The 15177-nt window shown below is 33.2% G+C and carries 12 protein-coding genes and 1 pseudogene; 5 read left to right on the top strand and 8 right to left on the bottom strand.

Annotation, left to right across the window (positions count from 1 at the left end; translation table 11 throughout):
• Positions 1-2: 2 nt before the first annotated feature.
• From D1606_RS09560 to D1606_RS09540, 5 genes and pseudogenes are all read right to left on the bottom strand, one after another.
• Positions 3-488 (bottom strand): prepilin-type N-terminal cleavage/methylation domain-containing protein, encoded by a 486-nt coding sequence (locus D1606_RS09560; protein ID WP_233548066.1) that lies wholly within the window; start codon positions 486-488, stop codon positions 3-5.
• A gap of 31 nt (positions 489-519) precedes the next feature.
• The gene (locus tag D1606_RS09555; protein WP_119415785.1) at positions 520-1725 is read right to left on the bottom strand and encodes a type II secretion system F family protein; all 1206 of its coding nucleotides are present in this window, start codon (positions 1723-1725) and stop codon (positions 520-522) included.
• Positions 1722-2765, bottom strand: coding sequence for a type IV pilus twitching motility protein PilT (locus tag D1606_RS09550; RefSeq protein WP_119415784.1), 1044 nt, complete (start codon positions 2763-2765; stop codon positions 1722-1724). The genes D1606_RS09555 and D1606_RS09550 overlap by 4 nt, the downstream gene beginning before the upstream one ends.
• 11 nt (positions 2766-2776) lie before the next feature.
• Positions 2777-4441 (bottom strand): annotated as a pseudogene (locus D1606_RS09545) (GspE/PulE family protein).
• Positions 4442-4461: 20 nt separating this feature from the next.
• Positions 4462-5847, bottom strand: a complete 1386-nt coding sequence (locus tag D1606_RS09540; RefSeq protein WP_158582351.1) for a VanW family protein — start codon at positions 5845-5847, stop codon at positions 4462-4464.
• Positions 5848-6142: 295 nt separating this feature from the next.
• Between D1606_RS09540 and D1606_RS09535 the strand changes: the two genes are divergently transcribed.
• The 3 genes from D1606_RS09535 to D1606_RS09525 are packed head-to-tail and all read left to right on the top strand — an operon-like array spanning position 6143 to position 9046.
• The gene (locus D1606_RS09535) at positions 6143-6622 is read left to right on the top strand and encodes a type IV pilus modification PilV family protein (protein WP_158582350.1); all 480 of its coding nucleotides are present in this window, start codon (positions 6143-6145) and stop codon (positions 6620-6622) included.
• Positions 6619-7101 carry a PilW family protein gene (locus tag D1606_RS09530; protein ID WP_158582349.1) on the top strand — a complete coding sequence of 161 codons (483 nt, stop codon included), beginning with the start codon at positions 6619-6621 and terminating at the stop codon, positions 7099-7101. The genes D1606_RS09535 and D1606_RS09530 overlap by 4 nt, the downstream gene beginning before the upstream one ends.
• A 4-nt stretch (positions 7102-7105) precedes the next feature.
• The gene (locus D1606_RS09525) at positions 7106-9046 is read left to right on the top strand and encodes a PilX N-terminal domain-containing pilus assembly protein (protein ID WP_119415780.1); all 1941 of its coding nucleotides are present in this window, start codon (positions 7106-7108) and stop codon (positions 9044-9046) included.
• A 53-nt stretch (positions 9047-9099) separates the two neighbouring features.
• On the opposite strand, the gene D1606_RS09520 is transcribed toward D1606_RS09525, so the two are convergent.
• The gene (locus D1606_RS09520; protein WP_119415779.1) at positions 9100-10806 is read right to left on the bottom strand and encodes a sensor domain-containing diguanylate cyclase; all 1707 of its coding nucleotides are present in this window, start codon (positions 10804-10806) and stop codon (positions 9100-9102) included.
• Between the two features lie 75 nt (positions 10807-10881).
• Complete coding sequence (locus tag D1606_RS09515) at positions 10882-12138, bottom strand: bifunctional folylpolyglutamate synthase/dihydrofolate synthase (protein ID WP_119415778.1); 1257 nt, start codon at positions 12136-12138, stop codon at positions 10882-10884.
• 85 nt (positions 12139-12223) lie between these two features.
• Between D1606_RS09515 and D1606_RS09510 the strand changes: the two genes are divergently transcribed.
• Together D1606_RS09510 and D1606_RS09505 are read left to right on the top strand one after the other, a co-directional pair.
• The gene (locus D1606_RS09510; protein WP_119415777.1) at positions 12224-13090 is read left to right on the top strand and encodes an ATP-grasp domain-containing protein; all 867 of its coding nucleotides are present in this window, start codon (positions 12224-12226) and stop codon (positions 13088-13090) included.
• A gap of 4 nt (positions 13091-13094) precedes the next feature.
• Complete coding sequence (locus D1606_RS09505; RefSeq protein ID WP_119415776.1) at positions 13095-13907, top strand: ATP-grasp domain-containing protein; 813 nt, start codon at positions 13095-13097, stop codon at positions 13905-13907.
• Between the two features lie 156 nt (positions 13908-14063).
• On the opposite strand, the gene D1606_RS09500 is transcribed toward D1606_RS09505, so the two are convergent.
• Positions 14064-15029: a nuclease-related domain-containing protein gene (locus D1606_RS09500; RefSeq protein ID WP_119415775.1), complete on the bottom strand. Its 966-nt coding sequence runs from the start codon at positions 15027-15029 to the stop codon at positions 14064-14066.
• Between the last annotated feature and the right edge of the window lie 148 nt (positions 15030-15177).

The following is a 15177-nucleotide window of genomic DNA, read 5'->3' as shown; positions in this document are numbered from 1 at the left end:
AATTATTCACTTCCCATTAATTTAGCTAAGTCATCACTATTAATTGAACCACTTTTAACTGCGTATTTAGTACCCTTATTAGTTTTTAAAGCGTCATAGTTTAAAGTATAAACAGCACCACTTTTAGTTACTGAATCGTCATCTTTTATCTTAACTTTAGAACCATCAACATAATCTTTTAATATTTTACCTGAACATGATGTAGCGGACTCACAAGCTCCATCTGCAAATGCAATTTTTGCTCCACTGATTATTGTACTTGCATCAGCTAATAAAGCTTTATCTTTTGAATTGTTAATAATATTTCCAATCGCAGGAATTGCAATTAAAGCAATAATCGCAATAATAACAATAACTGCTAAAAGCTCAATCAATGTCATACCTTTTTGATTTTTCATCAATTTTTTCATTTTTGTTTTCATTGTTCTTCTTCCTTTTCTATATGTAGGTTCTTCACCTAGAAAATTTCGTGAAACATCGTCTTTCATTTCCTTTTCACCTCCTTTCAACTGGTCTTTTTTACATTTGTTCATATAAGCTAAACATCGGTAACATAACTGCTGCCATGATGAACCCAACTACAACTGCCAATAAAAGGATCATGATTGGCTCGATTAATGCTTTCAATGAATCTACTGTTCGGTCGACATCATCTTCATAGAATTCCGCAATTTTCTCCAGCATATAGTCAAGTGAACCTGTTTGTTCGCCGATTGATACCATTTGTGTTACTAAAGGAGGGAAAACCCAACTTTGCTCTAATGGTTCTGCTAACGAACTCCCTTTTTCGAGTGAAGACTTTGATTGTTTTACGACATCTTCAATGACTGGGTCTCCAATAATTTTCTCAACAATTGCTAATGCATTTAGAATAGGAACAGAACTACTAAATAATGTAGCGAGCGTTCTTGTCATTCGAGCAATTGCCGATTTTTGCAACACTTTTCCGAAAATCGGCATTTTCAACAGTGCATAATGAATATAAAAATTTAATTTTGTATTGTTCTTATAGAGATATAGGAAAACGCCAATAACCACTATTCCCCCGAATAGAAATATCCACCAAAAGTTTTTTAATGCATCACTTAAGGCTAGTACCATTAATGTAATGGCGGGTAACTCAGCACCAAAACTTGCGAAGTTTGCGGTGAATTTTGGCACTAACCAAATGAGCATAAAAGCGGATACAAAAAGGATGAGAATGAGTAAAACAATTGGATAGGCCATCGTTGACTGGATCTTCTTCTTCAATTTAAAAGACTTCTCGTAACTAAATGCCATACGGTCTAATGTATCATCCAAATTTCCTGTTGCTTCACCAGCTTTCATCATATTGACAAATAGCACAGGGAATATCTTTGGGAATTTCGTTGCGGCATCCGAAAAAGCAATCCCAGAACGTAAGTCTTCTTCGACACCATTTAGTGCTTTTTTTAAGCCTTTGCTTGATGTTTGTTCAGATAGAATATGGGTAGCTTCAACAATCGATATCCCAGCTCTTATTAATGTTGCAAATTGCCGGCAGTAAATAACAAAATCTTCATTTTTCATGGCATTGCCAATCGTCAAATCTTTGTGCAATAAGCTCTTCGATTCTTCAACTTGTCTTGGATTAATACCTTTATCACGCAATTTTTTAATCGCTAGTTGTTTTGAACCCGCTTCAATCGTGCCCTTTTCCATTGCCCCTTGCATAGTACGGCCGCTAAATCGATAAACTGTCATACAAATTCACCTGCATTCATATAAACTTTTGCTGTATCAAAATCGATTAGTCTTTTGGCAAGTAGCTGCTGTATTGAGCTATCAATTGTATGCATACCAAGTGCTCGATTCGTTTGCATAATATTTGTCAATTGATGTACTTTGTCATTGCGGATTAAGTTTGCTACTGATGATGTATGTATCAAAATTTCAGTAGCAGCAATACGACCAGGCTTGTCTATTCGTTTAAATAGACGTTGAGAAATGATCCCTTGCAAAACATTCGCTAATTGAATACGAATTTGCCCCTGCTGATGAGGAGGAAAAACATCAATAATGCGATCAATCGTTGTAGGTGCACTGCTCGTATGAAGCGTTGCCATCACTAAATGACCAGTTTCTGCAGCAGTAATTGCTGTGGAAATCGTCTCTAAATCTCGCATTTCTCCGACTAGAATAATATCTGGATCTTGACGAAGTGCAGCACGAAGCCCATTTGCAAAGCTTTTCGTATCTGAACCAATTTCACGTTGATTGACAATTGACTGTTTGTGCTTATGCAAATACTCAATTGGATCTTCTAATGTGATAATATGTTTAGCCTGATTTTCATTGATATTGTTGATCATCGCTGCCAATGTAGTCGATTTCCCTGATCCTGTGGGACCAGTCACTAGAATAAGTCCTTGAGGTTTTTTACATAAATCTTTTAATACATTAGGCATTCCTAGTTGTTCAATGGTTGGTATTTCTGCTGTAATCTTACGAGCAGCTAATGTACAACTGTTTCGTTGATGATAAGCATTCATACGAAAACGGCATCTTCCGGGTAACGAATAGTTAAAGTCGACTTCGCCATTCGTCTCAAATTCTTCCATCCGATGAGGTGGCAACACATCACAAATCATTCGCTTTAAATCCTCAGGCGTTAGTATTTCTTCTCCATGCGGTTGTAATTGACCGTTGATTCGATAATAAGGAGGTACCCCTACAGTTACATGTAAATCCGAAGCATCCTTTTCATCAGCAATGGTTAGTAAATCTACAATTGATTTTGTCATTTCCTCACATCCTACTCATCTGTCGCCACACGTAATATTTCTTCAGTTGTCGTTAGACCATCTGCTACTTTTAATAGTCCATCTTCTAGTAACGTGCAATATCCATGCTTGTACATATGTTTTTTTATATCTGCTAGACTTGCCTTATTTAGTATTAACTCTTTAACTTGTTCATCAACTACCAAAACCTCGTGAATTGCTAGCCTTCCTCTATACCCCGTATTATTACAAGATGGGCAACCTGACCCACGCTTTACTTGTGAAATTGGAATTTGATGTTTCTCAAATATACCTGATTCTCGACTTGATAATTGTTGGTATTCTCCACAATCTCGACAAACTCGACGAACAAGACGTTGTGCTACCACTCCAACCACTGAAGAAGAGAGTAAAAAAGGTTCAATCCCCATATCAAATAGTCGAGATATAGATTCGACTGCACTATTCGTATGTAATGTACTTAATACTAAATGACCTGTTAAAGATGCCCTTGTTGCAATTTGAGCAGTCTCTAAATCTCGTATTTCTCCAATCATGATAATATCTGGGTCTTGACGCAAAATTGAACGTAACCCAGTCGCAAATGTTAAACCAATTTCTTCACGGACTTGAATTTGATTGACACCTTCCAATTGATATTACACTGGATCTTCAACCGTAATAATATTGACCTCTTCATTATTTAGATAGGTAAGAGCAGTTGATAATGTTGAAGATTTCCCTGATCCTGTTGGTCCAGTTATCAATACAATTCCATTTGGTTTGCCAATCATTTCTTTAAAATAAGTTAAATTAGCCTCTGAAAAACCTATTTTATGGAGATCTCCGTGTGAATTATTTAAATCTAATACACGCATCACCACTTTCTCCCCGTAAACAGTCGGTAAAGTAGATAATCGTATATCAACTGGATGAAGATTAATATTAGCTTTAATCCGTCCATCCTGCGGTAAGCGATTTTCTGTAATATTTAAATTCCCCATAATTTTTATACGAGCAATAATCATATTCTGCATCGTTTTCGGTAACGATCTTTCAGTTTTTAAGACACCGTCAATTCGATAGCGAATACGAAGTACGGTTTCTTGAGGGTCAAAATGAATATCACTTGCTCTTTGCACAACGGCATTCGAAATAATTTGGTTCACGAGCTTAACAATTGGCGAGTCATCATCTAGCATTTCGTTTTCATCATTCTTTTCTGTAGGCATAAGATCATTTAATGCCGCATCCATTGTTTCTTGTAAGTCATAATACTTACTAATCGCACGTCGTAAATCATCTTTTGTCGCAATACAAGTTTCAATTTGACAGCCTGTAGCCATTCGTACTTCTTCAATCGCAAAATAATCCATTGGGTCTGCCATTGCGATTAATAACTTATTCTTCTCTCGAGACAAAGGCATAAGTAAAGCACGTTTTGCCAGACCTTTTGGAAGCAACTGTATTAGGTCTTGATCAATAGCAAACTGACTGATGCTAATGTGTGGAATGTCTAATTGAATTTCTAATACGTCTATAAGTTGTTGCTCAGTTAATAAGTTTTCGCGTATTAAAAAGTCACCCAGCTTTTCATCTTTGCTCTTATTATGTAAAGCAAATTCTAATTGTTCCCCTGTTATAGCCCCTGCTTCAACTAGTAAATCACCCAATCGTTTCCTAGTCGTTAAACTCATCATATTCACATCCTACAATGTTATTTAGTATCTTTTGGTGTTACTATATCGCCAGATTTGTTATAATAACTGCCTTTTGGTACAGATCCACCATTTTTACTCTTTGTAGCTTCTTTATGGCTTGCTGCAATTGAATTGTTTTGCTCTATACTATTTGAATTTCCGCTGTTACTATTTAAATTTTCGCTCGAATCATCCTGATCACTTAAACCCTCAGAAGCTGTTTGTCCATTTAAACTTATTGAATTTTCATTCGTATCATCTGAAGTATTACTATTCGTCGGTTGAATAGATGATTTTTCGATAATTTCATTTTGTGGGGCGTAGTAATTTTGACTTACAAGTTGTGTCTTTGAATCACCATTTTCATCTGTAATAGTTCGATAGATTAATAGCTGTAAACCATTTTTTGCTCGTTGAATTGTTTTACTTTCACCTTTCGATAAATTTTTGGAGTATCGATAGATTGTACGTGATTGAACTGTCTTTTTATCTTTTTCTGAAACAATAACTTCTGGGCTACCCGGTAAAGTAAATAATTCAATTTTCAGAGTATTTTCTTTCACGGAAGCTACAACTTTTGTAGGGACCGCACTATGAGAGATGAATTGCAAATCCTTTTCTAAAAAAGGACTTACAGTAGCTTCGTATCCTGGTTTTATGTAAGTTGGAATTTTTTCAGCTTGATGTCTTTCCATAATTTCAAAACTACTTTGTAAAACTGCACTATATAATGCTGATGCCACAAGCGTCATCGTATCATCATTACTACTAGCTTTTGTGGCAAGATCATTAAAAGAAAACGGCGTTTCTGGTTCAATCATGACGCCATCTAATTCTTTTACAATTGCTGTAGCGTCTAAAATTTGATCTTCTTTTAATGCAATTGACTGAAATGAAATTCGTTCTGCATCTTCCAATGAAAGATCATTTACTTTTATTTTAATGGGAGATTTCTTTAAGTAAGATGCTGATTCAAGTAATTGTGATTCAATTTCTGAATTATGTATTTTAGTTTCACTTTTAATTTTTTTCATTAATGACTTACTTGCTCTAACATCTAACCGTTCATCAACAGTAGGAGAATCTTGCCAAAATGCATACCATGGTTTTTCACTATGCTCTTTAAATTTTTTAATAGAATTATCAATATTAAATAGAAAATCATCACCACTTAATAATATTTTCTTAGAACCAACTGTTACGTAAATACCTTCACTCTTCCAGTCTTCTATTGCGGTATTTAAATTTCTTCTGATCTCTTTATCCGATAATTCATCCACACTAACAGTTCCAATCGTTGATCCATTAGAAGTTGCATACGCTATAACATCCACATATTTTAGAGAAATTAGTAATATTGATAAAAATAGTATTATTGCCATTGCTTTAGACAAAAAATTCATACTTATATCCCCTATCAAAATCATTCTATTAACATGTATTTTTAACTTTATTTAACATTATATCTTTTTCTTATAAAAAAATCTGTGACTTTTTACATCAATTTTGTTCAAAAAATAAATTAATTAAACAAATAATATGATTTTTTTCATACAAATTATCTAAATAAGTGTATATAATATATATGCATGGGTAAATTGTAAATTTATAGAATTTTAATTGTGCTGTATTTACCATATTAATCTAGTAATTACATAAATAATTAGCAAAAAAGATTTTGGGAAAGGATATTAAATGATGTCAAATAATGTTTATCGTAACGAGAGAGGGGCAACATTAGTAGAAGTCATTGCTTCATTTGTCATCTTAGTCATTCTATTAGTATCATTTTTCACCTTTTTCATTCAGACGAAGCAAACAACGAAATCTTCAAAGACTAATGTTGATGCCACATATGTTGCACAAACCGAAATGGAAAATATATATAATACCAGTATAAATTATACATTTAATGATAAAGAAAGTGGTATTTCAGGGTTAAAATATCAAAATGCTTCATGTGTAAATACTTTTCATAAAAAAGATACTCAATTTTCCGATTATTTAATAGTCTTGCAAATTGAACATAATGCCCAATTCCCTACAGTTCTCTCAGATATAACTATTAAAGTTTATGACAAAAAAACATTAGAAAATCTAGATGTTATCTGTGATAATCCTCAAAATTATAAGGCAATTATGCAAAATGTCATTGAATGGAAGGCTGGTACTCAATGAATTTCAAAAAGATTTTTCTAAAACAAAAGGGAATAACCTTAATAGAAGTTGTAGCAGTACTTGTTATTATTAGTTTCTTGTCACTCTTAATACTTAACGTTTTAACAGATAGCTCTCAGCAATATAATGTCCAAGTAGCGGAAAATACTCAGATTAATGATATTTCATATATTTTAAAACTAGTTACAAAGGAAATTCGAATGACGAGCGTTGAGCATATTATTGAGATTGATAACGGTATACGATTTAATAACTCGAATACAAACTATCAATTAGATACAGCTAATCGCACGATTTACAAATATAGTGGCGATCCAAATACCTATAGTAATCGCGACGAAGTTCTCGCAAATCAAATTAATACATTTAAAATTGAAAAAATAAAGCCTACTAAACAAGGGTCTAATACAGGATGGCATATTCTTATTGAAGATCAGCATAACAAAAAAATTGAAACAACAATATTTTCGAGGAGTTGAGGCTATGAAAACACTTTTGATTTGCAGGAATAACAATCAAAATGGCTATACTTTAATTATCGCCATCCTAACTCTATTTATAATATCAATACTCGGATTAGGCTTAATAAGCACCACTTCTTCAACAATGAAAAAAACTGCTAACGAAAGGGACAACCAATCTGCCTACTATATCGCAGAATCTGGCATTACCCAGGAACGAGTTGAAATCAAAAAAATAGCAAAGCTGGCTTTTGACGAAACAAAAATTGCCGAAGCGGCTTATATTGCCGCTTTAAAGGAACATCAAGAAACTAAACCAGCACCATTCGATTTTCAATCTGAGTTTATTCAAAATGCGAAAGAGAAAATTAATAAAAAGTACACAAATTTACCTGAAGGAAGTAGCCTTCTCGTAATAAGTGACAGTAATTTAATAAAAATGAGCAGTAAAGTTACATACACTAAGCAAAAAGGTATAGAACCTACTTCAGAAACAACCGTAAAGCCGGATTATCAAAATAGTACTACTAAAAAGCTTATTTATACTATTAAATCAACCGGGAAAATTGGGGACAATAATAAAAGGACTATCTCACAAATAATACAAATTTCTCTAGATCAAGATCCAGGCAAAAAAAAGGTTGTTATTGAAAATCCAATAGATCCTACACCTCCAAGTCTAAATTCTTGTTATGCAGTTTACACTTCAGGAACATTTAACGGTGGAAGCGCAACAATAAAAGGAGATGTATACTCAACGAAGAAATTAGTGATTGAAAATACAGGAGCCTCCTATAGGGGAAGTATCTATTCTACTGAAGACATAATTATAAAGGGTTCTAATGGCATAAAAAATGTTTATTCTCAAAAAGATGTTACCTTAAGCGGTGGAAGTATCAGTGGTTCAGTTTATGGTAACAATATTTCAATTGATGGTTATCCGAAAATTTCACAAGATGTAATTGCCTTGAATAACATTAATATTACAAGTTGGGTGGAGATAGGTGGACATTATAAATATGGAAATAATTTTTCAAATACTACAACTTCACAGGAGACTTCAAAAGCAAGTCAATTAACAAACGGAGAAATAACAAATTTGAAAAAAGAATACTCATTTGAAAATAATAATGAAAATAATTTCAACAATACATGTACAGCAACTATACCCAAATTAAAAAATACAGAGGATGTTTTTAGAAATACAAATCTCCCTATTTATCCAAATAAAAAGATTACCAGTACAGATAATAGTGGAACTTCCTTTGCTTTTGTGGAAGATGGAATTCTTTCCGTAAATGCAAAAGCAAGCAATCAGGTATTAATATTAGATTCAGATATCTATTTAAAAAAAATAAATATTACTGGTAATGAAACACTATATATAGATCTTAAAGGTCAAACTCATTCAATATATGTTGATTCATTAAATTTAGCTGGCAAAATCAAGCTTATCAATCAAGGAGTATTAAATCTTTACATTAAAGATAAGATGTATTTGAATCATGGCTCTATTAATGAAAATGGTGGTTCTTCACAAACAAATATCTATTATGCTGGTGCTGACAAATTAACTATAGCGAGTAATATTAATTTAATGAGCTCTTTACATGTTAAAAATGCAGACTTAACTTTAACTTCTGGAAGTAAAGTAGCTGGTAATATTTTCGTTTACGGAAATAATAATGTGGAGGTTTCTGGCGGATCTAAAGATGTAGAACAATTATTTTTAGCCCCAAATTGCAACTTTGTACAATCCGAAGGTGGAACCATTAATGGAAATATTGTAGCTAAAAATTATGTTAATTCTGGTGGTGGTTCGGTGAATCCCCCTTCGAAAACAGAGCAACCAGGAAGTTTAAATCCAGGAGGTAGTTCGACGACAACCATAGAATTAGATGATTTTCCTGCAATAACTGACGATTTTGTATTTATTCAATCTCAAATTGAAGAAAAACGATAAAAAACTAAGGCTCTAGCCTTAGTTTTCTTTTTAGAATTTATTTAAAGTACCTGTCAAAACCCAGCAACCCGGTTCCTACCCTTTTGCTTTGCGCCAATGTACATTGCTTGATCGGCGTTTCGTAGTAATGAGGGGCCATCATCGGTATCTTCATAAGCGGAAGATACACCTATACTAGCAGTGACATGCACGACTAAATGTGAGACATCTTCTATTAAATCCGGAGAAATTTCAAATGGTTGTTGCTCAATGGTTTTACGTAAATGTTCTGCAATTTTTAATGCAGCTTTTTTTGAATAGTTTGGTAGAAGGACAACAAACTCTTCCCCTCCGTACCGAGCAATGGTTCCTCGCGAAGCCACTTCTCTTCGTAAAAGATCTGCAATTCCACATAAAATATCATTACCACTTTGATGACCATAATTATCGTTAATTCTTTTAAAATAGTCGATATCGAGCATTATTAATGATAAATTTGAAATATTTCGATTATTTAAATCACCCATCATATCCGTTAAATGTTGGTCAAAATATCTGTAATTAAATAATCCCGTCAAACCACATCGTTCACTACTATGTTTTGCATTTTCTACATATCTTGCTTTTTCTAACGAAACGATAAAGTACGAACAGATAAGTTCTAAAATCTTTATTTGGTAATCTTTAAAAAAGTTTTTCTTTTTAGATGTTAATAATAGAATGCCTTCCATACTTTTTTCTCTCAATAGTGGTAGTGCTAAAACACTTTGAGTATCAGAAGGGAGATAGTCATTTGAACACAAATCTAATTCTGAACGTTTATTTACCTCAAATTTTGTTTCTGTAGTTAAAATTTCAGTTAAAAGGCCTGTACTAAGTTCTTTGTGGGTAACGTTTTTTAATATCATTTTCCCATTTTCATATGCTCTTAAAACTGAAAGAGTTCCTGTTTGTTTTCTTCGATCAATCATATAAAGTCCATCAACAGAAACCATTTTAGGTACACGATCCATAAATAAGTCGAGCGTTTCTTCTGAACTTAATCGATCAGCTAATTGATGTCCAAAGTGCGCTGCGTTAGAAAGCTCCTTATTTAACTTACTCGAAGTCCCATACAGTTCTAATAATTTTATCGCAATAAAAAATGGAATGCCGAGTAAAATGATAGCAATGACACCTACATGCTCACCTAAAATATACAAACTGATCCCCATCGGAAGCACAAAGCAACAGGTTAGATAATCCCATGCATCTTCCATCGTAAAAAATGGTGATCTATTTCCTAATAAAAGACCACTAAGTTTTAGTAAAATATGATTTGCTGTAATATTTACCAAGATATAAAGCAAACCATAACCAACTATCTCCTTAATACCATCTGTATGGATTTCTCCACCAAATTCTAAAAAGGCAAAACCACTTAGAAATGAAACAAGTAAGAACATAATCGAATTCCATGGCATACGGTAAAGTTGTTGCCGAGGTAGTTGTAAACGATAGATAAAAGGAATCATCGAAATTTGGAAAACAATAATTTCAATAAATAATCCAAATCTCAAAAATACAGCAAGACTTACCCATTGAATTAGGAAATAAGGTACACCATTAATATTCGCTGGCCAATAAGCAGTTACAAGACTTAAACAAGTAAGTCCTAGTAATAATCCCCAATCTATATCACCAGTAGGAGGGTATTTGAGATATATAGCATAGATGCTTAAAGGAACAATAGCAATCCATGCGATAAAGATCATTATTTGAAAAGTAAATGACTTTTTCATACTTCCCTCCCACTCAATCTTAATTTATTGTAAATTATAGCATAAATAATTTCCATTTCAATACAACTATATAGGTTATTTAAACCTTATTAATAGTGTATTCCTCCATTGGGCTAAAAGATAAAGCGACCCTGTCATAATAATAATACCACTCATATCTAGCTTTTTTTCCATAATTTGAATTATATTATCTTTGGATACAGATTTATTTTCACTATGACTTAAGTCGTATATCATATTAGCTGGCATTGCCCGTTCATTATCTACATCAACAAAAGTAAAACTATTACCTACTTCTTCTAATAACCTTAAAACACCTTCTACATCTTTATCCTTTAATATCCCCATAACAAAATGAATCTTTTGTCCTGGAAATTCTTCTTTAATCGTCTCAACAAGTGTTTTTGCACTTGCAGGATTATGTGCACCATCAAGATATAAGTTTTGAGTGATTTTTTCAAAACGTCCAGCCAAATGTGCTTCGTGAACACCTTTTTTTATCTTTTCTACATTAATTTCTATACCCTGTTCTTCTGCAAATTTTATAAAGGCGGTAATCGCAAGAGCCATATTACTACGTTGATGGGCACCTGGCATGATACGTTTCAAATGTGAAATTTCATAATTAGGTTTATAGTATCTTTCATCATCTTCCGTTACTTCAATAGAGAAATCTTTGTCGTACACATAGAGTGATGCATTTTGTTTTTTTGCTTCATCGATGAAAACCGTCATTGCTTCAGGTGGAAGCTCTCCGGTAATAATTGGTCTTTCTTTCTTAATAATGCCTGATTTGTGATAAGCAATTTTAGCTAACGTATCTCCTAAAAAGCGGGTATGTTCTAATGAGATACTAGGTACAACTGAAACAATAGGGATCATTACATTTGTAGAATCATAACGGCCACCCATACCACATTCGATAATCGCAATATCGGGTTTAAATCGACTAAATGCCAGATAGGCTGCTACTGTAAGAAGCTCAAAATCCGTTAATCTTCCACTTAAACCTGCCTCACTCATAATTTCAAAAATTGCATCCATCTCATTTGTTGTAATTGGCATTTCATTAAGCTGGATTTGGTCGTGAACATCTTCTATACATGGAGACATAAATGTAGCTGTCTTTAAGCCATGACTTCTAGCAATATGTTCAATAAATGTTACTGTAGAACCCTTTCCATTTGTACCAGCTAGATGAATTACCGGTATACTATTTTGAGGATTTCCCACTAAAGCTAATGCTTCTTTCATCGCATCTAATCCTGGTTTAATCGCTGGATCGCTGGAAATTTGCCAACGTTCCTTATATTCATCTAATTTAGGAATCATCTTAACACTCCGTCCTATATATTCAATCATTTTCGTGCTAAACTTTTATATATTATTATAGCACTGTGTTAAGGGGATTTTTATGATGAAAACTTGTTGGATTATATACAATGGTAGTCTTGTAAATGACAAATTTCTCGACCAAGCAGGACTAATGGCCGAAGCATGTGAACAGCTTAATGTTCAACCAATTATTTATAAAAATTATGAAATTATGATGAAGCTAGACGAAAAACTTCAAAACAAACCCGATTTCGTCATCTTTTTAGACAAAGATATTCTACTCGCAACTTTCTTAAAAAATAGTGGTATTCCAATTTTTAATGATCCTGAGGTCATTGAGACTTGTGATAATAAGGCCAAACAATACATACAGCTCGCAAAAGCAAATGTACCAATGCCTACGACAATTATTGCACCAAAGGTCTATGCTAAGTTTACTATTCGAGATAGCGGTTATTTTGAAAATGTTTTACAAACATTAGGCTTACCAATGATTATTAAAGAAGGTCATGGATCATTTGGGATGCATGTCTATCTGATTCATACAAAGGAAGAATTTTATGAAAAAGTGGATGCACTTAGAGGTGTAGATTTTGTCTTCCAACAGTTTATCGATTCAAGCCGTGGTCGCGATATTCGGGTCAATATTATTGGTGATGAAGTCGTGGCATCCATGTATCGCCATTCTGAAACTGATTTTAGAGCAAATATCACAAATGGTGGTCATGCAGAAAAAGTAGTGTTGACGGATACACAGAAAGAAGTGGCTATTCAAGCAGCTAAAGCAGTTGGTGCTGAATTTGCAGGTGTAGATTTATTATTCGGACCAGATGAAGAGCCTCTAGTTTGTGAAGTAAATGCTGCAGCACATATTCGAAACCTTTATAATGTTACGGGCATTAATGTAGGTGTTAAGTTTGTCGAGTATATTTTGAAGAAAATTGGGTGATTTGATGGAAAAGGCTTATCTTATATATGAACGGGAAGACTCTAAGAAAAATACAACTTTTATCGAACAAATGATAGCTGCAGCTCGTAAAATGGAAATTGAGTTCATTTTAGTAATAGCAGATGAAATTGAGCAAAATATTATGGATATACCTTTCAATGGGGCACTATTTGTTTGGAATCGTACACGTAATCCTGAAATTGCTAAAAAGTTAGAATCGATTGGCATTAAAGTATTTAATCGTTCAACTGTAAATGAGCTTGCGAACAATAAAAAAGAGACCTTAAAGTTTGCCCATCTACACGGAATTCCTACCGTTCCTATCTTACGTGAAGAACAAATACAACAGTATCCTATTATTATTAAAACAATTGATGGACATGGTGGGAATGAAGTTGCTCTATGTAACTCAAGTGAAGATCTTAAATTTTTTCAATTAAAGTGGCGAGGGCGAAAACTATTAACGCAACCTTATATTGAGACAAACTCCACAGATGTACGGGTATGGGTTGTAGGTTCAAAGATTATTGGTGCTGTTAAAAGAAAAGGAAGTCACGATTTTCGATCTAATTACACTTTAGGCGGATCTATTGAAAAATATAATCTATCTCATGAGCAGCGTTTACAAGTGTTGACACTTCAAAAAGCATTAAATAGTAATTATATCGGCATTGACTTTTTACTACGACCGGATGGCAAATGGCTCTTAAACGAAATTGAAGATCCAGTCGGTGCAAGATCATTTTACAATTTATATGATGAAGATTTATCTACTATATTAATGGACTATTTCGTTCAGGAATTGGAAGTTTTATAGTTTCTTGGTGATGCGGGGGTGTCTGATGACTCTCCCGTATTTTTATTAGCTGTTTCTCACGCGATTTTCGGGTGGTCTCCCGCGATTTTCAGTCTGTCTCCCGCGATTTTGACTAATTCTCACGCGATTTTGACAATTTATATCCTACTACATTTGTTAATTAGATTTATAATTTAAATAAGGAAGCATATATTTTACCCTGCTTGTTTTTCCCAATTTTATTAAATTCATATTTTTCAACATTCTATAAGATTGATCAACACTTTTTATATTAAGAAATTTTCTACATTCTTCATTGGATATTTTATTATTTATTATTGTTAAATAATCATAAATTGCCCTTTCATGAGCTTTTGAACTTTTAGAATAGCAATTAGGGCATCTCCAGTAATGGGATAATCTCTTCATTCCAAGTGTATTGCACTTATTACAGATTACACCATTTGAAACATCCTCTCGCGGAATATTATATCGTTCAATTAATGGGTAAGGTATAAATTCCTTATGCTTATCTAAAATGGAATGTCTCAAATATTCTAGCTCATCGTCAGTAATAGAATCGCATTTTGTCACAATCCTTCGTAAGAATGGCTTTATTTCATTTTTTTGTAGGACTGTAGTTTTGTTAGAACTTTGCTTAATAAAGCTTGATGTAAAAGGAAAAATTATTGCTCCGTAGACTGGAATATGAATATTTTTATTTTGGAAAAATTTTTGAAGTTGGTAAATATATTCTTCTAATTGAGGCTCTGGACTTTTAAAAACATGAATTTCACCATCAGGTAGTGTACGGATAAGTTGACTAGGATTGTCTGTCAATTCAATAGCGCCTTTAATATTTTTCACTTCAAAAATAAATGCATAGTAACGCGTTAATATTAAAATGTCAATTTGGATATGGCTTTCTATAGACAAATAGAGATCATGAAAAATGTAAAACTGGTATGGTAATTGGAGTTGCTCAAGAGAGTTCATTACAACTTTTTCGCCAAAGTTTCCTGCTTTAATACGGTTATATTCGTTCAATAACTCTTGCCTTTTTGGATTTGACAATGAGAGTCTTTGAATTAGTCCATATAGTGCATCTAAATAATGTGTATCAGAATACCCTTTTCCAATCAAATTGCTTCCTCCTTCCACTCTAGGTCAAACAAAGTATAAAAGGGTTCCCTAAATCATGCAAAGTAGCGAAATTAAAAAGCGTGCATTTTTTATTTGATAAAAAATCATTTTTTTATCATTTTCATTTATTTAAGCGAAATAAATACAA

This window comes from Rummeliibacillus sp. POC4 (genome assembly GCF_003576525.1).
In the GTDB taxonomy this organism is placed as follows: domain Bacteria; phylum Bacillota; class Bacilli; order Bacillales_A; family Planococcaceae; genus Rummeliibacillus.
The sequence above is the reverse complement of the archived record's forward strand: the minus strand, read 5'-3'. Positions and strand labels throughout refer to the sequence as shown.